We start from the raw sequence: 20,719 nt of genomic DNA on the forward strand, positions 1-20,719 counted from the left end.
GGGTTGGGTGAGGGCCTTCAACGCTGAACCCTTCCCTCGACCCCAACACCCATTCTAAAGCCCCTGCATGACCTACACCTCCACGCTCCTCCGTACCCTCGACGAACGCGGCTATATCCACCAGGCGACCGACGCCGCCGCGCTCGACGCGCTCGCGCTCAAGCAGAGCGTCCCCGGCTATATCGGCTTCGATGCCACCGCGCCCTCGCTCCATGTCGGCAGCCTCGTCCAGATCATGATGCTGCGCCGGATGCAGCAGACCGGGCACAAGCCGATCGTGCTGATGGGCGGCGGCACCACCAAGGTGGGCGATCCTTCGGGCAAGGATGAAAGCCGCAAGCTGCTCGACGATGCCGCGATCGACGCCAATATCGCCTCGATCCGCCGGGTGTTCGAGCGCTTCCTGAACTTTGGCGACGGGCCGAGCGACGCGGTGATGGTCAACAATGCCGAATGGCTCGATGGCCTGGCCTATATCCCCTTCCTGCGCGAGGTGGGGCGGCACTTCACGATCAACCGGATGCTGAGCTTCGATTCGGTGAAGCTGCGGCTCGATCGTGAGCAGCCGCTGACCTTCCTCGAATTCAACTATATGATCCTGCAGGGCTATGATTTCGTCGAGCTCGCGCGCCGCCAGGGGTGCCGGTTGCAGCTCGGCGGATCGGACCAGTGGGGCAATATCGTCAACGGGATCGAGCTCGCCCGGCGGCTGGAAGGCGCCGAGCTGTTCGGCCTCACCAGCCCGCTCATCACCACCGCCGATGGCGCCAAGATGGGCAAGACGGCGGCGGGCGCGGTGTGGCTGAACGAGGATGCGCTGCCGGCCTATGATTATTGGCAGTTCTGGCGGAACACCGATGATCGCGATGTCGCGCGCTTCCTGCGGCTGTTCACCGATCTGCCGCTCGACGAGATCGCCCGCCTCGAAGCGCTGCAAGGCGCCGAGATCAACGAGGCGAAGATCGTGCTCGCGAACGAAGCCACCGCGCTGTGCCGGGGCGCGGAGGCCGCGACCGCGGCGGCCGAGACCGCGCGCCGCACGTTCGAGGAGGGCGCGGCGGGCGATGCCCTGCCCCGCGTCGCCGCCCCCGCGCCGCAGATGCCGCTGGTCGACGCGCTGGTGGCGCTCGGCCTCGCCGCCTCCAAGGGAGAGGCGCGGCGGCTGATCAAGGGCGGCGGCGCGCGCGTGGATGGGGAGAAAGTGGCCGACGAAGCCGCGATCGTCCATATCGGCGCGGCCCCGGTAAAAATCTCGGCGGGCAAGAAGCATCACGGCCTGCTGCTGCCACCCGTATAAATTCGGCCCGGTATAACCACCGGAAACCAATTATTTACGCTGTTTCTATCGAGCCAGTTCACGCCGGCCTGCCTATCCCTAGCCGATCACGGGCCGCAGGGAATTGGGCATGGCCGGAACCGTTTTGGCATTTCACGATCAGCGCGGCGCGCCGCGCGACGAGGTTTTTCATCGCACCCGCGCGACGCGGTCGGACGGCGCCACCATCGTGCTGCTGATCGTCAATTGCTCGGCGATGGGGCTGATGGCGCGGTGCGAGGCAGAGCTTGCGCCGGGCGAGCGGCTGAGCATGACGCTGCCGGTGGTCGGCACGCTCACCGCCGAGGTGCGCTGGGCGCTGGGCGGACGGATTGGCTGCGAGCTCGACCGGATGATCCCGCTCGCGGCCTATTATGACCTGCTGGCGGCGCTGCTGAAGAGCCGCTAAGCTCCTTACCCGTTATGCGCGGCGATCCATTGCTCGACCACGGGCGCGATCCGCGTGCGCCATTTGCTGCCGTTGAAGATGCCGTAATGGCCAGCGCCCTCGGCCATCAGATATTGCTTCTTGTCGGCGGGCAGGTTGGCGGCGAGCGTCAGCGCCGCCTTGGTCTGGCCGAGCCCTGAAATATCGTCGCGCTCGCCCTCGATCGCCAGCAGCGCGACATCGGTGATCGCCTTGGGATCAACCGGCACCCCCCGGTGCAGCATCTCGCCCTTGGGCAGCGCGTGGCGCTGGAAGACGAGATCGACGGTCTGCAGATAGAATTCGGCGGTCATGTCGCACACCGCGCGATATTCGTCGTAAAATTCCTTGGTCGCCTCGGCGCTTTCGTCGTCGCCCTGGACGAGATGTTTGAACATCTCCCAGTGCGACATCATGTGATTGCCGAGGTTCATCGTCATGAACCCGGCGAGCTGCAGGAAGCCGGGATAGACCTTGCGCCCCGCGCCCGGATAAGTGAGCGGCACGGTCGCGATCACGTTCTGCTCGAACCAGGCGTGCGGGCGCTGCGTCGCGAGCGTGTTGACAGCGGTCGGCGCCTCGCGCGTGTCGACCGGGCCGCCCATCATCGTCAGCGTCCTGGGCCGGCAGGGATGCTTGGCAGCGCTCATCACACAGGCGGCAGCGTAACAGGGCACCGAGGGCTGGCAGACCGCGAGCATATGCGCCCCCGGCCCGATCGCCTCCAGAAAGGCGATGACGTAATCGACATAATCGTCGAAATCGAAGCCGCCATCGCTCATCGGTACCAGCTTCGCGTCGCGCCAATCGGTGATGTAGACATCGGTCGAGGGCAGCAACCGCTCAACCGTGCCGCGCAGCAACGTCGCATAATGGCCCGACATCGGCGCGACGATCAGCAGCTTCGGCCCTCCCTCGACGCCTTCGCGCACGAAATGCTTCAGCTGGCCAAACGGGCGACGCAGCACGATCTCCTCAAGCACCGCGACGCGCCGTCCATCGACGATCGTTTCGTTGAGCCCGAATTCAGGCTTGCCGCGCGGGGCAGCGGCATGGGCGAACACTTCGAGCGCCGAGGCGAAAACTGGACCGCCGCCGAAATAAGCGAACGGATTCGCAGGATTTTGCAAGAAGCCAGCGCCCATATTGGCGATAGCACTCGCACCCGCGAGCATCGAGCGCTGGAATTCATAGGCGTCGTACAGCATCGGCGTTCCTATAGCATGACAGCGTTTACCGCCGCCTTAACCAGGGCATAACAGGATACGCCGTGGCGACAATGCGCATTAACCGCACGAATTGCAATCGCGCGGTCCCACGCTTGTCCACCATGGCGGTAAGCGGCACAGTCCCGGCTGCTCAACAGCGTTGAGCCTCCATAACGCGCCTGCTACGCCTTTGTGTCATGGCCGATCCCATTTCCCCCGCCGCCGATACTGCCACGCCCCGCGCGAAGCGCAAGCTTTCGAGCCTGAACCTCGTCTGGTCGCGGGTGCGCCGCTATCCGGTGCAGCTCGCGCTGGCGATGATCGCGCTCGCCGTCACCTCGGCGGCGACGGTCGCGATCCCCTATGGCTTCAGCCGGGTGATCGACCGGGGCTTTGGCGGGGTGGGCGCGCCGGACGCCGTCGCCGCCTCCTTCCATTATCTGCTGATGATCGTCGTCGTGCTCGCGCTCGGCACCGCGATGCGCTTCTACTTCGTCTCGTGGCTCGGCGAGCGGGTGGTCGCCGATATCCGTACCGAGGTGCAGCATCACCTGATGCGGATGGCGCCGCGCTTCTTCGAGGAGAACCGCCCGAGCGAGATCGCCTCGCGGCTGACGAGCGACACCGCCCAGGTGGAAATCGTCGTCGGCACCACGGTTTCGGTCGCGCTGCGCAACGCGCTCACCGGCATCGCGGGCATGATCTATCTGTTCGCGATCTCGCCCAAGCTCGCCGCGCTGCTGGTGATCGGGATTCCGGTGGTGATCCTGCCGATCATGATCCTGGGGCGGCGGGTGCGGACGATGTCGCGCAGCTCGCAGGACCGGATCGCCGATGTCGGCACGCTCGCCACCGAAACGCTCGCCGCGATGAAGATCGTCCAGGCGTTCGGCCAGGAACGGCGCGAGGGGCAGCGCTTCGCGGCGGCGGTCGACGCCACCTTCGAAACCGCCAAGCGCCGCATCCTGTGGCGCGCGACCGTGACCGCGCTGTTCATCGGCGCGATCTTCGGCTCGATCACGATGGTGATGTGGGAAGGCGCGATCGACGTCGCGGCGGGCCGGCTGACGGGTGGCGCGATCGCCGCGTTCGTGGTGACGGGTGGGATCGTCGCCGGCGCGTTCGGCGCGCTGACCGAGGTTTATGGCGATCTGCTGCGCTGCGCGGGCGCGGCCGAGCGGCTGAGCGAATTGCTCGCCGCCGAGCCCGAGATCGCCGCCCCGCCCCACCCGGTCGCGCTTCCCACCCCGCCGCGCGGCGCGATCGCGTTCGAGCGCGTGACCTTCCGCTATCCGACGCGGCCCGAACTCGCCGCGCTCAACGATTTCTCGCTCACCGTGTCGCCGGGGGAGACGGTGGCGGTGGTCGGCCCTTCGGGCGCGGGCAAATCGACCTTGTTCCAGCTGCTCCAGCGCTTCTACGATCCGCTGGCGGGCGCGGTGCGAATCGACGGCGTCGCCCTGCCCGAGGCTGACCCGGCCGATATTCGCGCGCGGATAGCGATGGTGCCGCAGGAAACGGTGATCTTCGCGGCCTCCGCGCGCGACAATCTGCGCTATGGCCGGTGGGACGCCGACGATGCGGCGCTCTGGGCGGCGGCGGAAGCCGCCAACGCCGCCGAATTCCTCCGCAAGCTGCCCGAGGGGCTCGACACCTTCCTGGGCGAGGGCGGCGCGCGGCTTTCGGGCGGGCAGCGCCAGCGCGTCGCGATCGCCCGCGCGCTGCTGCGCGACGCGCCGATCCTGCTGCTCGACGAGGCGACCAGCGCTCTGGATGCGGAGAGCGAGCGGCTGGTGCAGGAAGCGCTCGAACGGCTGATGGCCGAGCGCACGACGATCGTGATCGCTCACCGCCTGGCGACGGTGCGCGCGGCGGACCGGATCATCGTGATGGACGAAGGGCAGATCGTCGAGGAAGGCACCCACCAGAGCCTGATCGGGCGCGGCGGGCTCTATGCCCGGCTGGCGAGCTTGCAGTTTAGTGAAGCTGCTTGACCCCGATTGATTGAAGGTGGCGATGAGTGAGTCTCGGTGGCATGATCCGACTTATTTTGATGATCGCATCAACCGCGCTACTGGCCGCCGCTGCGCCGAAAACCTCCAGCACTTGGATCAAGTCAGGAAGGGCGAAGTGCATTTTCGAGGGCGATTATCGGAAAGTGAATTGCATACATTATTATAAGATAATCAAACATTATGTGGGCAATAATAGCTGGGACGAATATATTCATCGCTGGGTCAGCGATCGCGGCCGTGACGTTCGATATACGACTAGCGACGGCATTCTAGGCATCAGCACATACACGATCGGTCGCGTCTTTGACGCGCATCGAAAATGGGGAGCCGCAGGCGCGCGGGCAGTGTCGTACTCGGCAGACCGGGAATCGCTGAACATCGGTGTCCCCGGCGACGACTATGAATTTCGGACTAATCGCTTTTGACGCCCAGAACCCGCACCGTCGCAGCGCCGTGGCGCTCGTGACCCACTGACCATAGCGGGCGCCCTTGCTCGCGGCGCCGACGCCGTCCATGCTGCCTCCGAAGGGGAGTGATCCATGTCAAACCGCGATTTCGATCTGATCGTCTATGGCGCCACCGGCTTCACCGGCCGGCTGGTCGCCGAATATCTGGTGCAAGCCTATGCGGGCAAGGACCGCCCGCGCTGGGCGATGGCGGGGCGTTCCGAGGCGAAGCTCGCCGAGGTGCGCGATCTGATCGGCGCGCCCGCCGACACCCCGTTCGTCATCGCCGATGCGAGCGATCCGGCGAGCCTTAAAGCCATGGCCGCGCGCGCGACCGTGATCCTCACCACGGTCGGCCCCTATCAGCTTTATGGCAGCGATCTGGTCGCGGCGTGCGTCGCGGCGGCCACCGCCTATGTCGATCTGTGCGGCGAGCCGGGCTGGATGCGCGAGATGATCGACGCGCATGACTCGCGCGCCAAGGAAACCGGCGCGCGGATCGTGTTTTCGTGCGGGTTCGATTCAATCCCGTTCGATCTCGGCGTGTTCACCCTGCAGGAGGCGGCGCGCGAGCGTTATGGCCGCCCCTGCCCGCGGGTGAAGGGCCGCGTCCGCGCGATGAAGGGCGGCTTCTCGGGCGGCACCGCCGCGAGCCTGAAGGCGACGCTCGCCGCCGCCGCGCGCAACCCCTCGCTGATCGCGCTCCTCACCAACCCGTTCGCGCTCACTCCCGGCTTCCAGGGGCCGGGCCAGCCGATGGGGATGATCCCCGAATATGATCGCACGATCGAGGCCTGGGTCGCCCCCTTCATCATGGCGCCGATCAACACCAAGAACGTCCACCGCACCAATTTCCTGCTCGGCAAGGCTTACGGCGCCGATTTCGTCTATGACGAGATGATGGTCGCCGGGCTGGGCGAGATGGGCAAGGCCGCCGCCGAGGCGATCGCCAAGATGAACCCGCTCGCCAGCGACAAGGGCCCCAAGCCCGGCGAAGGCCCGAGCAAGGAAGAGCGTGACAGCGGCCATTACGACCTGCTGTTCGTGGGCGACATGGGCGGCGGCGTACGCCTTGACGCGGTGGTGACGGGGGACAAGGACCCCGGCTATGGCTCGACCAGCAAGATGATCGCCGAGGCGGCGCTCTGCCTGATCGAGGACGTGCCCGAGGCGGCGGGCGGGGTGTGGACCCCGGGCGCGATCATGGGCGCGCCGTTGCGCCAGCGGCTGGTGGAGCGCGCGGGGCTGACGTTCAACGCGGGGTGAGAGGCGATAGAGCGAAGGTCTCGGGCTGAAACGGGCGAACCCCGATCAAGCACATGGTGCATAGCCCCGGCATTGAGCCGGGGCCGGACTTCTTCTTCTCCTGTCGCGAGGCGACCAGAAGCGAAATCATGTCAGCGCGCTCCTCCTCCGCTTTAGGGGAGGAGGCTGGGAGGTGGAGGCGATATGCGGCGCGCAGCACTCATTGACCGCCCCCACCCCAACCCCTCCCCTTAAGGGGAGGGGCTTTCATATGCTCCATCTAGTGATCACGCTCTAGCCCCGGCTCAAGGCCGGGGCGACGTGGGTTCGGGGAATCACGCCATTAGTGCCACCGCCGCCGCCCCGGCGGCCGCGAGCGCGCCCATGAACAGGCCGACCCGGCGCCGGCGTTGCCGCGAATATTCATCCCAGGCGGGCACATCCAGATAATAGCGCCCGCCCTCGGCCCAGACGAGCACCTTCGCCGCCACGAAGCGATCGAACATCTGGTTTTCCAGCCGCCGGTTGGAGACGAACGCGATCGCCTTGTCCGGCGTCACCGCGTTCTGCGTCATGAAATAGGAGATGACGTGGCGTCGCGCGCGGGCGACGAGCGCTGCTGGTCCTGCCATGATTGCGTCCTTTCGCTGTTCGTGGAACGACCTATGCGCCGCCCCGCGTCGAGGCTCAACGCTTTCCTATGCCCCTCCCCGGCAGGGAGGGGCTAAGCGGAACTCGTGGGGGCCGGTGGTCGCAATCGCGCACCTCTCCCCTCCCTGCCAGGGAGGGGTTGGGGGTGGGTGTTTCCCTGGCGCGCGGCAAGATCAGCGAACGCCGGTGGCGATACCGAAAGGCACGCGGTAGCGCCCGGCTTCCACCCACCCCAACCCCTCCCTGGCAGGGAGGGGCTACGCTGCTAGCGCCGACGCCCCTGGTGGCGGATGTTCGCCGGCCGCCCACGCCGCTTGACGATGCGCGCCCGCGGCGGCGGCGCGCCGCCCTCGACCAGTTCGAAGCGCAGCGCGCCCGAAACTGGATTCGCCTCGACCAGCCGCAACTCAAGCTTCTGCCCGCTTTCATAGCGCGTGCCGGTCTCCTCGCCGATCAGCGCGCGCGCCGCCTCGTCATAGCGGAAATATTCGCGCCCCAGATCGCGGACGCTCACCAGCCCGTCACCGCCGACCCCTTCGACGGTCGCGAAGAAGCCGAAGCTCTGCACGCCCGTGATCCGCGTCTGCAGCACCTGGTCGACATGTTCGGCAAGATAGGCGGCGACATAGCGGTCGATCGTCTCGCGCTCGGCCTCCATCGCGCGGCGTTCGAGCATCGAGATCGACTCGCCGATCCGCTCCATCGCCGCCGCCTCGCCCTCGGTCAGCCCGCCCTCGCCGAGCCGGTAGGCGCTCACCAGCGCGCGGTGGACGATGAGATCGGCATAGCGCCGGATCGGCGAGGTGAAATGCGCGTAGGAACCGAGCGCGAGCCCGAAATGGCCCATGTTCGCGGGCGCGTAATAGGCCTGGGTCTGGCTGCGCAGCACCTGCTCCATGATCTGCGGGCGGCTGTCGCTCTCCGCCACCTTGTCGAGGATGGCATTGAAGGTCGCCGGGCGGATCACCTGGCCGAGCGCGAACTCGATGCCATGCGTCTTCAGAAATTCCTTCAGCGCGACCAGCTTCTCGCGCGCGGGCGGCTCGTGATCGCGGTACATCACCGGCGCCTTCTTGGCCTCGAGCGCCTTGGCGGCGGCGACATTGGCGGCGATCATGAAATCCTCGATCAGCCGGTGCGCGTCGAGCCGTTCGCGCGGGGCGACCGAAAGGATGCGGCCCTTCTCGTCGAGCACCACGCGCCGCTCGGGCAGATCGAGTTCGAGCGGCGCGCGCTTCGCCCGGGCACGATCGAGCGCGCGCCAGCAAGCCCATAGGGGTTTCAGCGCCTCGTCGACCAGCGCCGCGTCCCACTTGAACGCGGGCGCGGCATCGGCGTTGATCGCCGCCTGCGCTTCCTCATAGGCGATGTTCGCCCGGATGCGCACCACCGCGCGGGTGAAGCGGAAGCCTTTGAGCGCGCCGGCCTTGCCGATCTGGAGATGGCAGACGAGCGCGGCGCGGTCCGCCCCCTCCTTCAGCGAAGATATATCCGCCGACAATTCCTCAGGCAGCATCGGCACCACCCGGTCGGGGAAATAAACCGAATTGCCGCGCTGGCGCGCCTCGCGATCGAGCGAGGAGCCGGGGCGCACGTAGAAGCTCACATCCGCGATTGCGACGACCGCGCGCCAGCCTCCGGCATTGTCAGGATCGTCATCGGGTGCGGCCCACACCGCGTCGTCATGGTCGCGGGCATCGGCGGGGTCAATCGCGACGATCGGCAGATGGCGCAGGTCCTCGCGCCCCTCGCCAAGCGGTTGCCGCGCCACCGAATGCGCTTCCTCGATCGTCTCGGGCGCGAAGACGTGGGGGATGCCATGCTTGTGGACCGCGATCATCGAGAAGCTGCGCGGCGCGAAGGGATCACCCAGCCGTTCGGTGACGCGCGCGGAAAAGCGCGGCGGGCGCCCGGCCTTTTCCGCGAGCACCAGATCGCCCGGCGCCGCGCCGCCCAAATCAATCACCGGAAATTCGCGCCGTTCCTTCTTCTCGACGCCCTGGAGCCAGATACGCCCGCCTTCCTCGCGCAGCACCCCCAGGATCAGTTCCTCGCCGCGCGCGAGCCGCTTCATCGGATGCGCGATCCAGCCCTGCCCCGCTTCCTCGGTGCGCGCGAGCAGACGGTCGCCGATACCGAGCGCGCCGCGCCCGCGTTCGCGCACGCGCAGTTTGGGGGGCGGTACGCCTTCGGCCTCCCAGCGTTCGGGGACAGCCCAGGCGATGCCGTCATCGGTCACGTCGACCACCCGCAGCACGGTCACCTTGGGCACGCCGCCCATCTGGTGGAAGGCGCGGCCCTGATGATCGATCAACCCCTGATCGGCCATGTCCTTCAGCCGGGCCTTCAGCGCGATCTTCTCCTGCGCGGAAAGCCCGAAGGCACGCGCGATCTCGCGCTTGCCGACAGGCGCATCGGCGCTCGCGATGAAATCGAGGATTTGGCGCTCGCTCGGCAAGCCGGGCTGGGGTTTCTTCATGGTGCCAAGCCTTAGGCGCATTGCGCGAAGAACCCAAACCGCGCGGCGCCGCATCCGCGTCCAAGCCAACGCGTCTGCCCCGGCCCGCGCCGGGCAAAGTACGACGCATGACTGAGATCGCCCGCAAGCCGCCGATCACACTGGAAAATTCGATGCCACCCCCCTATCCGACAGCGGTGACATATGACCTGCTCATCATCGGCGGCGGCATCAACGGCGCGGCGATCGCGCGCGAGGCGGCGCTGGCCGGGCTGAAGCTGCTGCTGGTCGAGCGCGACGATCTGGCGAGCCATACCTCGAGCGCCTCGACCAAGCTGATCCATGGCGGTCTGCGCTATCTGGAATTCTATGAATTCAAGCTGGTGGCAGAGGCGTTGCGCGAGCGCGAACGGCTGGTGAAGGCGGCGCCGCACCTCATCCATCCGATGCGGTTCGTGCTGCCGCATGACGGCGCGCGCCCTTGGTGGATGCTGCGCGCGGGGCTGTTCCTCTATGATCGGCTGGGCGGCCGGATGTCGTTGCCGCGCTCGCGGGGGCTGGGGGCCGGCGATGCCGCGCTCACCGCGCCCTTGAAGAGCACCCGCCGCGGCTTCGTCTATTCGGACGCCTGGGTCGATGATTCGCGGCTGACCCTGCTCAACGCGATCGACGCGGCGAACGCGGGGGGCGAGATCGCGACGCGCACCGCGCTAGTGTCCGCGCGGCGTGAGGACGGGCTGTGGCGCGCGACGCTCTCGGACGGGCGCGAGGTTGCCGCGCGCGCGCTGGTCAACGCCGCTGGCCCCTGGGTGGGCGAGGCGCTCGGGCGGCTCGGCGTCAATGCCCGCGCGGGGGTGCGGCTGGTGAAGGGCAGCCACATCGTCGTCCCGCGCCTGTTCGAGGGCGACCAGGCCTATATCCTCCAGCAGCCCGATGGCCGCATCGTCTTCGCCATCCCTTATCAGGGCGCCTTCACCGAGATCGGCACCACCGATGTGCCGGTCGACCGCCCCGAGGACGCCCGGATCGACGCGGACGAGATCGCCTATCTCTGCGCCGCCGTGAACCGCCATTTCACCCGCCAGATCACCCCGGCGGACGTGATCAGCGATTGGTCGGGCGTGCGCCCACTCTATGACGATGGCGCCAGCGAAGCGCGGCAGGTGACGCGCGATTATGTGCTCGAACTCGACACGAGCGGGCCGCCCCTGCTCTCGATCTTCGGCGGCAAGATCACCACCGCGCGGCATCTGGCCGAGGAGGCGGTCGGCAAGCTCGCGCAGCCGATGGGCTTCGCCCACACCCCGCAAACCCGCGCGCGCCCCTTCCCCGGCGGCGACATGGCCGATTTCGCCCGCTTCCTCGCCAATGTCCGCCGCACCTGGCCGTTCCTGGGCGATGCCCGCAGCCTGCGCATGGCGCGCGCTTATGGCACCATGTTGCACGATATGTTGCGCAGCATCTCGCGCGAGGCGCAGCTTGGGCAGGCGTTCGGCGGCGGCTACACCGAGGTCGAGGCGCGCTGGATGCACGAGCGCGAATGGGCGCGCAGCCCCGCCGACGCCCTCGAACGGCGGAGCAAGCTGGTGCTGCACCTGAACCCCGCCGAGCGCGCGCTGTTCAGCGATTGGTGGGCGCGCACCCTGTGATCCGCGTCGCCGCGCTTTATCGGTTCACGCCCTTCCCCGATCCCGCCGCGCTGATCCCCGCGATCGAGGCACGCGCGGCGGCGCTCGGCATCAAGGGCACATTGCTGTTCGCAACCGAGGGGATGAACGGCACGATCGCCGGCGGCCCGGGAGCGATCAGCGAAATGATCGAGACGCTGCGCGCGCTCCCCGGATGCGCCGCGCTTGACGTGAAGTTCAGCGACGCGACCGCGATGCCCTTCGGCAAGCTGAAAGTACGGTTGAAGCGCGAGATCGTGACGATGGGCGTACCCGGCATCGATCCCCGCGCCGCCGCCGGCCGCTATGTGCCGCCGGCTGAATGGAACGCGCTGATCGACGACCCCGAAACCCTGCTGATCGACACGCGCAACGCTTATGAAGTGGCGATCGGCAGCTTCGCCGGCGCGGTCGATCCGGGGACCGCGACTTTCCGCGACTTCCCCGCCTGGTTCCGGGCCAACCGCGACACGTTGATGGCGGGCAAAAGCCGGGTCGCGATGTTCTGCACCGGCGGCATCCGCTGCGAGAAGGCGACGGCCTTCGTGCGTGGCGAGGGCGTGGGTGAGGTTTATCATCTCGAAGGCGGCATTCTGCGCTATCTGGAGGAAGTGCCGGCCAACGCGAGCCGCTTCACCGGCGAATGCTTCGTGTTCGATGAACGCGTGGCGGTCGGCGCGGGGCTCGCGCCCGGCAGCCACGCGATGTGCCGCGCCTGCGGGCACCCATATCCTGTCGGCCAGCGCTGCGCGTGCGCGGTGGACGCGGGTGAAGCGGCGGCTTAAATCGGTGGCGCAACGAAGGGGGCGGCGATGCGGCGATGGGCCTGGGTAGCGTTGTTGTGCCTGGGGGCGACCAAGGCCGAGGCACCGCCCGCGTGGCTTTATGTCTTCGATCCGCCGGCGCAGCCCCTCCGTCTTGACGATCAGGAACGGCGCACGCTGCCCGGCAGCACGGTGCAACTGACCGAGGCCGAATATCGCAGCGTCTTTCGCGTGGCGGATTGGTACCCGCAGGATCATCCCCCCGCCCCGCCCGCGGTGACGCAAGGCGAGCGGCCCGAGCGGCGGGCTTGCGGTTCGTGCCACTTGCTCACTGGCGGCGGCAGGCCCGAAAATGCCTCGCTCGCCGGGCTGTCGGCCGATTACATCGTCGAGCAGATGCGCCTGTTCGCCTCGGGCGAGCGGATCAACACCCCGCACAACCCGGTATCGATGACCGCTACCGCGCGCGCGATAAGCCCCGCGCAACTCGCCGAGGCCGCCGGCTATTTCGCCGCACTCAAGCCGCGCCGCTTCGGGCGGGTGGTGGAGGCGGCGATCATCCCGCGCGTCCGCACCGCCGGCAATCTCTGGCGGCTGGACGAGGCGGGTGGCACCGAACCCCTGGCCGGCCGGCTGATCGAAGTGCCCGACGATTTCGCCCGCCACGAAATGCGCGATCCGCGCCTCGGCTATACCGCCTATGTCCCGCCCGGCAGCATCGCGCGCGGCGCCGCGCTCGCGCGGAGCTGGGGCGGCGGCGGGGCGATGGCGTGCGCGAGCTGCCACGGCCCCGATCTGCGCGGCGATATCGGCCCGCGCCTCGCTGGCCGCTCGCCCAGCTATCTCGCGCGCCAGCTCTATGACTTTAAAAGCGGCTCACGCGGCGGCGCGGCGAGCGCGGCGATGGCGGAGGTGGCCAAGAAGATGACGCTCGCGGACATGGTCGCGCTTTCGGCCTATCTCGGCAGCCGCGCGCCCTGAAGCTACGAGCGGAACCAGCCGCGCGGGGGCTGGTTCTTGCGTCATGGTTGAAACCGATACCCCCGACGCGCTGCTGACCGCCGCGATCCAGGATCTGCGCGCCGCCGCCGATCTGCTCGGTGAGCGGCTGGGGCCGATCGGTCGGCAGGTGACCGATCCGGGGCTGTGCCACGCGCTCGGCGAGCTGATCGTCCAGGCGCGCCACGCCTCCGCGGCCTTGGTCGCGACGGCGCGCGGCGCGGGCGGGCCGGAGAATGTCTGGATGAAGGGCGCGCTTGATGATGCCACGCGCGACGCCGAGCGCGTGCTGGCGGGTCCGCTGCTCGATCAGGCGCTCGCCGGCGCGGTGCGCAAGGGCCTGGCGGCGAGCGTCACCGCTTATGAAACCGCGATCGCGCTGGCCCGCGCACAGCGGCAGGACGACCTGGCCGGCGAACTCGACCAACTCCGCGCCCGCGATGTCGCCGCGCATGGCGAACTGGGCGGCCTGATCGAACGGCTGGCGGGGGTTTAGCCGCCGGACGGCCGCGCGCGGCCATTGACTTTGCCGCTCATCGCACCGCCTAGTTTCGAGCGATGCCGCCGGCCACCGACACCCTCCATAGACCTGTCCGCGCCCGCACTTTGTTTGCCTATGAGCTCCAGCTGCTGCGCGGCGCGCTCGCCCTGTCGTTCCCGCGCCCGACCGACTGGGCGATGCTGCTTATCGTCGTGCTATTGGGGGTCGCCTTCCTGCACGCGCAGCTGCTCGCGCTCGCCGGCGCGATCCGCCAGTGGATGCCGCTCGCGGGCTTGGGCGTGGGCTTGGTTTCCGGCATCGCGACCACGCGGTTCGCCCGGCGGCGGTTGAACGAAATCGCCGAAACCGGGATCCTCCTGCCGGAAGCGCTCGATCGCGCCGCCAGACGGGCCTATCTGCGTGCCCTCCAGCTGCTGACGCTGGCGGCGCTGGCGAGCGCGACCGGCTATGTCGCCTGGCACGCGAGCACCCTTCCCGATGTCGCTTACCTGGCGACCTCGCTAGCCGGCTTTGCGGCGGGATCGGCAGCGGCGGCGCTGCCCGATACCCTGCCCGCGCGCCTGTCTGCCCCGGGCGCGGCGGCCAGACCCAGAGCGTCGAGCCACGTTGCGCTCGATTATCCTGCGATCGTGCGCCAACTCCAGATCCGGCCGCTGCGACCGCGCTTGAGCCCGATCGGCGTCGCGATCGGCATTGGTCTGATCACCGTCTTGGCGAGCGTCGCGGCTGCTTCAGTGGCGGGCCGGATGGCGGGGCTCGCGGTTGACACCCTCCTGCTCGGCCCCGCCGCCTGGCTGCTGAGCCGTGCCGACGACCAGCTGCTCCGCTTCGGCCGCTTCGCCGGCGTCGGAGTGGCGCGGGGCGTGGGAAGCCATCTAATCCTCGCGCCGATCGCGTGCCTGGTCGTGGCCGCGGGCGCCGCGCTGGCGGACCCGGCTCTTGCGATCGTCGCCCTTGCTATCGGCCTGATCATCGTCTGGGTGCGCACCCTGATGCTGCTGCTCGCCACGCTGCATTCCAGGCGCGTCGCCGATGTGCGCGTGCAGGTGGAGATCATGGTGGCGGTCGTTCTAGGCTACTTCTTGCCGCCGCTCGGCATTCTTGTCGCGATCGGGCGACCGATCCAATTCTATCATCGTTCCATGCAGCGACGCTGGGACGCGATCTGAATGATCCTGGCTCAGGCTATTTCGGTCGCCGTGCGCGGCCGAACAATCATCCCCGCACTCGATCTCGCCTTCGAAGGTCCGGGTTGGCTTGGGATCGTTGGCGCGAATGGCTCGGGCAAGACGACATTGCTTCGCGCGCTGTGCGGCCGATTGCCGATCGAGGGCGGCAGCTTGATGATCGATGGCGACGATCTCACCCATGATCGCGCCGCGCGCGCCCGGCGGATCGCGCTCGCCCCCGAGGGGCACCGCCTGCCCGACAGCATCACCGGCGAGCAGCTGCTCGCCATCGCCGCCGGTACGCCGGGATGGCGGGACCGGGAGGGCGGGCTCGATCCGCTTTACCGGGCGCTGGGGCTGGAAGCCTTCATCCACCGGCGGATCGGCACCTATTCCGCCGGGATGCGTCAGCGGCTGGCGATCTTCTGCCCTTTCGCCACGGGGGCGAGCACCATCATCCTCGACGAGCCGTTCAACTGGCTCGATCCGGTCGCCGCCTTCGACGCCAAACAAGCGCTGCGCGCGCTATCGCGCGAGCGCCACACCCTGATCACGGCGCTCCACGATCTGCCCTCGCTGTATCATTTGTGCGACCAGGGCATATTGCTCGCCGGGGGCCTGGTGCGGCTGCGGCTGGCGAAGGACCAGCTCGCCGCCTCGGGCCGGGGCGCCGAGCAGTTCGAGCAGGACGTGATCCGGCATCTGCGCGGCGCCGATAGCTGATCCGCGCCCTATTTCAGATACTTCCCGAACCACCCCAGCACCCGGGTCTGCACGTCCGCCGCGTTGACCGGGTTGCGTATGCCGTGCCCTTCCTCGGGGTAGATCACCAGGCTGGCCGGCACCCCATGCGCCTTCAGGCCGTTCCAATATTCCACCGACTGGGTCGGCGGCACCTCGATGTCGCGCTCGCCGACATAGATGAAGGTCGGCGTCTTGGCCTTGGCGATCTGGTAAATGGCCGACGGCGCTTCGTACGCCTTGTAATCCTCGTACATCGGCTTGCCGAAGAACGGGACCATCCAGGTGTTGATGCCGTTGGTGCCGTAATAGCTGATCCAGTTGGAGAGGCCCGCCGCCGCGACGATCGCCTTGAAGCGGTTGGTCTGGGTATTGGCCCACATCGCCATGAAGCCGCCATAGCTGCCGCCCATCAGCCCCAGCCGTGCGTCGTCGATCGGCGCCACCTTCTCCGCCGCGTCGATGCCGGCGAGAATGTCGCGCAGGTCGCCGCCGCCGAAATCGCGCTTGTTCGCGGCGACGAACGCCTCGCCCTGGCCATAGGAGCCGCGCGGATTGGGGAGGAACAGATAATAGCCCGCCTTAATGAGCGCCGCCGTCTGCCCGCCGGTCACGAAGCCGGGCACATGCGCCGCCGAGGGGCCGCCATGCACCACGGTGATCATCGGCGCCTTCTTCGCCGGATCGGCGTCCACCGGCGCGAGCAGCCAGCCCTGCGAGGTGAAGCCGTCCTGCGTCCAGCTGATGCTCCGGGCGGTGACGATCGGCTTCTCGCCGTCATTGTCGTGCGTCAGCTGCTTGGGCGCACCTACCGGGCCGGCGACGATCGCCGGGGCCTGGGTAAAGCTCTGGGTGACGGTCGCCATTACCCGCGCGTTGCCGCTGAGCGCGACGCGGCCATCCCCGGCCGAGAGCGACAGCGGCCCGCCATAAAGCGGCGCGGAGAAACCCTTGTCGCTTACCGCCACCAGCTCCATCCGGTCACCGCGCAGCACCACCGCGCGCAGGCCGCCCTCGGTCCAATCGAGCGCGGTCGCGGTCGCCTTCTGGCCCTCGGTCAGGTTGCGCGGGCTGCCGCCGGCGACCGGCACCACCCACACATCGCCGCCGACCGAGCCGAAATCGCTCATCAACCCGCCGATGAACGCGACCTCGCGGCCATCGGGGGAGACGCGCGGATAATTCATCTGCAGCGGCGGCTTGGCGATGGTGGTGACGGTGCCGCTCGCCGCATCGATCCGGTCGAGCGTCGCGACCCACCAATTGGCGTCGCCATTGCCGAGCACCGAGGTCGCGACGACGCCGCTGCCATCGGGCAGCCAATCATATTCATAGACATAGCGCCCGGCGGGGCTGATCGGAGTCACCGCCTCGGGCGCGATCGGGGCGCTGGCGCGATCGAAAATGGCGAGGCGCTGCTCGTCATTCTTCTCGCCGATCTCGCCGACCTGGCGCACCCCGGCCTGGGCCGCGCCGGCTTCCTTGGCGGCGCCGATCGTCACCAGCAGCGCGATCCGTTTGCCATCGGCGGCGAAGCGCGGCGTCTGCGCGATGCCCTTCACGGTGGCCAGCGCGCGCGTCTGATCGCCTTCGTTCAGTTCGAGCGTCACCGTGCCCGCCTTGCGATCGCGCGCCAGGAAAGCGAGCGCGCCATCGGGGGCGAAGGTCAGCCCCGAATAGCTGCACACCGGGCAGGGATCGAGCGTTCCGATCGCGGTGCCGTCGATCCGGCGCAGCACGATCTTGGCGTGGCCCTCGCCCTCGACGCTGGCGATCCTGTCGCCTGCCGGGCTCAGCGCGAGGCCGCCATATTGCTTGGGCGCGGCGAGCGCCGGTTGCGCGACGCCCGCCGCCAGGATGATGCCGATCGCCCACGCCTTCATGCTGTGCCTCTCCTTGATTTTGGAGCGGCGTTTAGCAGCCCGGCGCGGGCGAGCAACCGATTAGCGCGCCTGCCGGTCGTGCTTCTGGACATAGACGCGGCGGCTCAGCCGGTCGAAACGGCGGTCGAGATCGCGCCGCTCCGCCATGTTCAGCCCGCCACTGGCGCGATAGCGGTCCTCGAGCCGGGCGATTTCGCGATATTGCATCCGCAGCCGTCGCGCCTCTGGGCGAGTCAGCGCACCGCTGCGCACGCCCTGATCTATCCGGGTCGCGAGATTGGCCTGGCGCTGGTTGATCGGCACCCACTGCGCCTGCGCGGCCGCGGGCAGCAGCGTCGCGATGGCGGCGGCGAGAAATAACTTACGCATAACGTCCTCCTCATGCCCCCTCACGCCCGGGGGTAGAGCAAGGGCGTCGCGCGATTGTCTCGCGCGACGCCCGGAATTGTCGCGAAAGATCAGCGGCAGCGAACCTGATCGCGATCGACCGAGTTGCCGATCGCGGCGCCACCCGCCGCGCCCAGGATCGTGCCGAGCGTCTTCGAGCCACCCGGGGCGATGATGTTGCCAAGCAGACCGCCCGCCGCGCCGCCGACGATCAGCCCGGTGGTGCCGTCGTTACGGCGGCAATAATAGCGGCCATCGCGGCCACGATAGACGCGGTCGTTGCGGCGCAGCGCGCGCTCCGAATAGCCGGGTCCATCCCGATAATAGCTGTCCGCGTAATAGGGCCGGCCATAACCGTCGCCATAAGTCGAACAGCCCGAGACGACCACGGCCGTCGCCGCGGCGAGCAATAATTTCCGCATCACGCACCTCCTTGATTGATGCTGGTTAAATGACCCAAGCGGGCGGTTGGTTGCGCCGGCGCGGCATCAATGCGGGGAGTCAGGACTTTCGGGTCTTGTCGGGCAGCATCCGCCCGGTGGTCTGGTCGAGCCCGCGCGCGACGAAGATGTCGAGCGCCGTCGCCGCGACGACGAAGCCGAGCGCGCCCCAGCCCCAACCATTCCGGGGCGACCGGCGAAGCGCCGCGCCAACCCCGACGAGGTCGAGCGCATCCCCGGCGACGCGCGCCCAGACCCCGGTGGAGACGGCCGGCGCCGCCACGAGCGCCGCGCCGGCGGCGAGTTCACGCGCGCCGAACGCCTTCACCAGCCCCTCGCTTCCCTCCGCCTTCAGCGCGCCCGTAACGCGCTTGGCGGCGAATAGCTCGGTCAAGCCCAGCGCGATCGAGAACAGCCCGAGACCCAGGCCCAAACGCTTGTAGATCATGCCGCAACCTCCTTGGGGTGATACCAAGGGAAGCGCCGTGCCGCGCGCCGGTTCCGCACCCAAACTGGCGCGCTGGACCGTCAGAGCCCCCGGCGGGCCGGGTCGTGCCACCGGGCCGCTCGCGAAGCGATAAGCGGCGCGCATCGGATCGTTGCGACAGGCCGTGCGGTTTGCGTCCCTTTTTCGCCATGCGCCGCCGAGCCATTCCGCCGGGGAATAGGCTTTATCACAACATGGTACAATCTCATCACCGCCACGGTGCGCTATCTGATCCCTCGGCCCGGAAAGTAGTCGGGCCGATGGAGGACATGATGGCCAAGTTCGCAACCTATCAGAACGCCTTCCCGCACGCGAAGCTGACGCGCAAGGACAATGGTGTGCTCGAAATCGCGCTGCACACGAGCGGCAGCAAGCTGGTGTTCAACGGCCACACGCATGAGGAGTTCGTCGAGCTGTTCCACCAGGTGGGCGAGGATCGCGATAACCGGGTGGTGATCCTCACCGGCACCGGCGACGCTTTCATGGACGCGATCGACCCCGAAGGCTTCGATTTCTTCACGCCTGAGGGCTATGACAAGATCCTGCGCGAAGGGCGCAAGGTGCTGTCGAACATCCTCGACATCGAGGTGCCGATGATCACCGCGCTCAACGGGCCGGTGCTGCTGCACAGCGAATATGCGCTGCTGACCGACATCATCCTCGCCACCCCCGAAACCGTGTTTCAGGACAAGCCACATTTCGACTTCGGCATCGTCCCCGGCGACGGCATCCACCTGCTGTGGCCCGAGGTGATCGGCTCGATCCGCGGGCGCTATTTCGTGCTGACGCGGCAAGTGCTCGATGCCGAGACCGCGAAGGATTATGGCGTGGTGAACGAGATCGTCGCCGCCGACCGGCTGCTCGCCCGCGCGCATGAAATTGCCGATGGCATCGCCGCGCTGCCGCCGCTCACCAGCCGCTATACCCGGATCGCGCTGACCCAGAAGCTGCGCCGGGTGATTGATGAAGGCACCACGATGGGGCTCGCGCTCGAAGGCATCAGCGCCGCCGAAGTTGCGCGGCGGATGGCGGCGCAGGGCTGAGACCGGGAGGAACGATCATGCTGAAAGTCTATGCTTTTTCCACGCCCAACAGCGTGAAGGTGCCGATCGCGCTGGAGGAGATGGGGCTCGACTACGAGCTGCACGGCGTCAACATCCGCAAGGGCGAGCAGAAGGCGCCCGAGTTCGTCGCGCTCAACCCCAATGCCAAGGTGCCGGTGCTGGTCGATGGCGATCTGGTGCTGAGCGAAAGCGCGGCGATCCTGGTGTATCTCGCCGAAAAGAGCGGCAAGCTGCTCCCGGCGAGCGGCCCGGCGCGGGCGCGCACCTTCGAGCAATTGTTCTTCAACGCCGCCGGACTTGGGCCGGCGTTCGGCAATGCCGGCTTCTTCCGCAAGTTCGCGCCCGAGCCGATCCCGCTCGCGATCGATCGCTTCGGCAATGAAGCGGTGCGGATCGTCGGCGTGCTCAACGATCTGCTCGCGACCCAGGAGTTCGTCGCCGGTGACGCGCTGACGATCGCCGATATCGCCCATTTCGGCTGGCTGTGGCGCCGCCAGTTCGCCGAGGTGCCGATCGACGGGGCACCCAATGTGCAACGCTGGTACGACGCCCTTGAGGCGCGCCCCGCCTTCCAGCGCGCGATCGAACGCACCACCGCGCTCGCGAGTGGTTGAGCGGCTTGCCGATCACGGCAAAGCGGCTTAACACCACCCCTGCGGCAGGTTCCCAGCGATGGGATTGAAAGGGAACCCGGAACTAGGCGCAATCCTATAGTCCGGGGCTGCCCCCGCAACTGTGACCGGCGAGCCTTGCTCCCTTCGCGTGCCACTGAACCCCGTGCGGTTTGGGAAGGCCGGAGCCAAGGCGCTGACCCGGGAGCCAGGAGACCTGCCTGCCGCGGTCGGTCCTTC

The 20,719-nt window shown here is 68.0% G+C and carries 20 protein-coding genes and 1 riboswitch; of the genes, 13 read left to right on the plus strand and 7 right to left on the minus strand.

What is annotated here, in order from left to right; genetic code table 11:
* Positions 1 to 67 precede the first annotated feature (67 nt).
* A complete protein-coding gene (gene tyrS / locus K2X73_RS00420) occupies positions 68 to 1,297 on the plus strand; it encodes a tyrosine--tRNA ligase (protein ID WP_294107479.1) in 1,230 nt (409 codons plus the stop codon).
* A gap of 109 nt (positions 1,298 to 1,406) precedes the next feature.
* Positions 1,407 to 1,724 (plus strand): PilZ domain-containing protein, encoded by a 318-nt coding sequence (locus K2X73_RS00425; protein WP_294107481.1) that lies wholly within the window; start codon positions 1,407 to 1,409, stop codon positions 1,722 to 1,724.
* Positions 1,725 to 1,729: 5 nt separating this feature from the next.
* Here the strand turns inward: K2X73_RS00425 and phaZ are convergent, their stop codons facing one another.
* Positions 1,730 to 2,950 carry a polyhydroxyalkanoate depolymerase gene (phaZ, locus tag K2X73_RS00430; protein ID WP_294107483.1) on the minus strand — a complete coding sequence of 407 codons (1,221 nt, stop codon included), beginning with the start codon at positions 2,948 to 2,950 and terminating at the stop codon, positions 1,730 to 1,732.
* A gap of 197 nt (positions 2,951 to 3,147) precedes the next feature.
* Between phaZ and K2X73_RS00435 the strand changes: the two genes are divergently transcribed.
* The 3 genes from K2X73_RS00435 (at position 3,148) to K2X73_RS00445 (ending at position 6,677) form a co-directional block, all read left to right on the plus strand.
* Positions 3,148 to 4,944: an ABC transporter transmembrane domain-containing protein gene (locus K2X73_RS00435; RefSeq protein WP_294107485.1), complete on the plus strand. Its 1,797-nt coding sequence runs from the start codon at positions 3,148 to 3,150 to the stop codon at positions 4,942 to 4,944.
* Between the two features lie 41 nt (positions 4,945 to 4,985).
* Positions 4,986 to 5,390 carry a hypothetical protein gene (locus K2X73_RS00440; protein WP_294107486.1) on the plus strand — a complete coding sequence of 135 codons (405 nt, stop codon included), beginning with the start codon at positions 4,986 to 4,988 and terminating at the stop codon, positions 5,388 to 5,390.
* A 114-nt stretch (positions 5,391 to 5,504) separates the two neighbouring features.
* Positions 5,505 to 6,677, plus strand: a complete 1,173-nt coding sequence (locus K2X73_RS00445) for a saccharopine dehydrogenase NADP-binding domain-containing protein (RefSeq protein WP_294107488.1) — start codon at positions 5,505 to 5,507, stop codon at positions 6,675 to 6,677.
* A gap of 314 nt (positions 6,678 to 6,991) precedes the next feature.
* Here the strand turns inward: K2X73_RS00445 and K2X73_RS00450 are convergent, their stop codons facing one another.
* On the minus strand, positions 6,992 to 7,288 hold the full coding sequence (locus tag K2X73_RS00450) for a hypothetical protein (protein WP_294107489.1): 297 nt from the start codon (positions 7,286 to 7,288) through the stop codon (positions 6,992 to 6,994).
* A 284-nt stretch (positions 7,289 to 7,572) separates the two neighbouring features.
* On the minus strand, positions 7,573 to 9,786 hold the full coding sequence (locus K2X73_RS00455; protein WP_294107492.1) for a VacB/RNase II family 3'-5' exoribonuclease: 2,214 nt from the start codon (positions 9,784 to 9,786) through the stop codon (positions 7,573 to 7,575).
* A 107-nt stretch (positions 9,787 to 9,893) separates the two neighbouring features.
* Between K2X73_RS00455 and glpD the strand changes: the two genes are divergently transcribed.
* The 6 genes from glpD (at position 9,894) to K2X73_RS00485 (ending at position 15,589) form a co-directional block, all read left to right on the plus strand.
* On the plus strand, positions 9,894 to 11,414 hold the full coding sequence (gene glpD / locus K2X73_RS00460; RefSeq protein WP_294107494.1) for a glycerol-3-phosphate dehydrogenase: 1,521 nt from the start codon (positions 9,894 to 9,896) through the stop codon (positions 11,412 to 11,414).
* Entirely contained in the window at positions 11,411 to 12,217 is an 807-nt protein-coding gene (locus tag K2X73_RS00465; RefSeq protein ID WP_294107496.1) for a rhodanese-related sulfurtransferase, read from the plus strand. Before glpD ends, K2X73_RS00465 begins: the two co-directional genes overlap by 4 nt.
* Before the next feature lie 27 nt (positions 12,218 to 12,244).
* Positions 12,245 to 13,177 carry a c-type cytochrome gene (locus K2X73_RS00470; protein WP_294107498.1) on the plus strand — a complete coding sequence of 311 codons (933 nt, stop codon included), beginning with the start codon at positions 12,245 to 12,247 and terminating at the stop codon, positions 13,175 to 13,177.
* Positions 13,178 to 13,220: 43 nt separating this feature from the next.
* The gene (locus K2X73_RS00475; protein ID WP_294107501.1) at positions 13,221 to 13,691 is read left to right on the plus strand and encodes a hypothetical protein; all 471 of its coding nucleotides are present in this window, start codon (positions 13,221 to 13,223) and stop codon (positions 13,689 to 13,691) included.
* A gap of 62 nt (positions 13,692 to 13,753) precedes the next feature.
* Positions 13,754 to 14,866, plus strand: a complete 1,113-nt coding sequence (locus tag K2X73_RS00480) for a hypothetical protein (protein WP_294107502.1) — start codon at positions 13,754 to 13,756, stop codon at positions 14,864 to 14,866.
* On the plus strand, positions 14,867 to 15,589 hold the full coding sequence (locus K2X73_RS00485) for an ATP-binding cassette domain-containing protein (protein WP_294107505.1): 723 nt from the start codon (positions 14,867 to 14,869) through the stop codon (positions 15,587 to 15,589).
* An 8-nt stretch (positions 15,590 to 15,597) separates the two neighbouring features.
* Here K2X73_RS00485 and K2X73_RS00490 read toward each other — a convergent pair whose 3' ends face one another.
* From K2X73_RS00490 to K2X73_RS00505, 4 genes are all read right to left on the minus strand, one after another.
* Positions 15,598 to 17,490 carry a S9 family peptidase gene (locus K2X73_RS00490; protein ID WP_294107507.1) on the minus strand — a complete coding sequence of 631 codons (1,893 nt, stop codon included), beginning with the start codon at positions 17,488 to 17,490 and terminating at the stop codon, positions 15,598 to 15,600.
* 60 nt (positions 17,491 to 17,550) lie between these two features.
* Positions 17,551 to 17,859, minus strand: a complete 309-nt coding sequence (locus K2X73_RS00495) for a hypothetical protein (protein ID WP_294107509.1) — start codon at positions 17,857 to 17,859, stop codon at positions 17,551 to 17,553.
* An 89-nt stretch (positions 17,860 to 17,948) separates the two neighbouring features.
* Positions 17,949 to 18,299, minus strand: coding sequence for a glycine zipper 2TM domain-containing protein (locus tag K2X73_RS00500; RefSeq protein WP_294107512.1), 351 nt, complete (start codon positions 18,297 to 18,299; stop codon positions 17,949 to 17,951).
* Positions 18,300 to 18,378: 79 nt separating this feature from the next.
* The gene (locus K2X73_RS00505) at positions 18,379 to 18,765 is read right to left on the minus strand and encodes a hypothetical protein (protein WP_294107514.1); all 387 of its coding nucleotides are present in this window, start codon (positions 18,763 to 18,765) and stop codon (positions 18,379 to 18,381) included.
* Positions 18,766 to 19,076: 311 nt separating this feature from the next.
* On the opposite strand from K2X73_RS00505, the gene K2X73_RS00510 reads away from it, so the two are divergent.
* A complete protein-coding gene (locus K2X73_RS00510) occupies positions 19,077 to 19,847 on the plus strand; it encodes an enoyl-CoA hydratase/isomerase family protein (RefSeq protein WP_294107516.1) in 771 nt (256 codons plus the stop codon).
* Positions 19,848 to 19,864: 17 nt separating this feature from the next.
* Positions 19,865 to 20,482 (plus strand): glutathione S-transferase N-terminal domain-containing protein, encoded by a 618-nt coding sequence (locus tag K2X73_RS00515; protein WP_294107518.1) that lies wholly within the window; start codon positions 19,865 to 19,867, stop codon positions 20,480 to 20,482.
* A gap of 29 nt (positions 20,483 to 20,511) precedes the next feature.
* A riboswitch (cobalamin riboswitch) is annotated at positions 20,512 to 20,719 on the plus strand.

The organism is Sphingomonas sp. (genome assembly GCF_019746665.1).
Taxonomy (GTDB): domain Bacteria; phylum Pseudomonadota; class Alphaproteobacteria; order Sphingomonadales; family Sphingomonadaceae; genus Sphingomonas.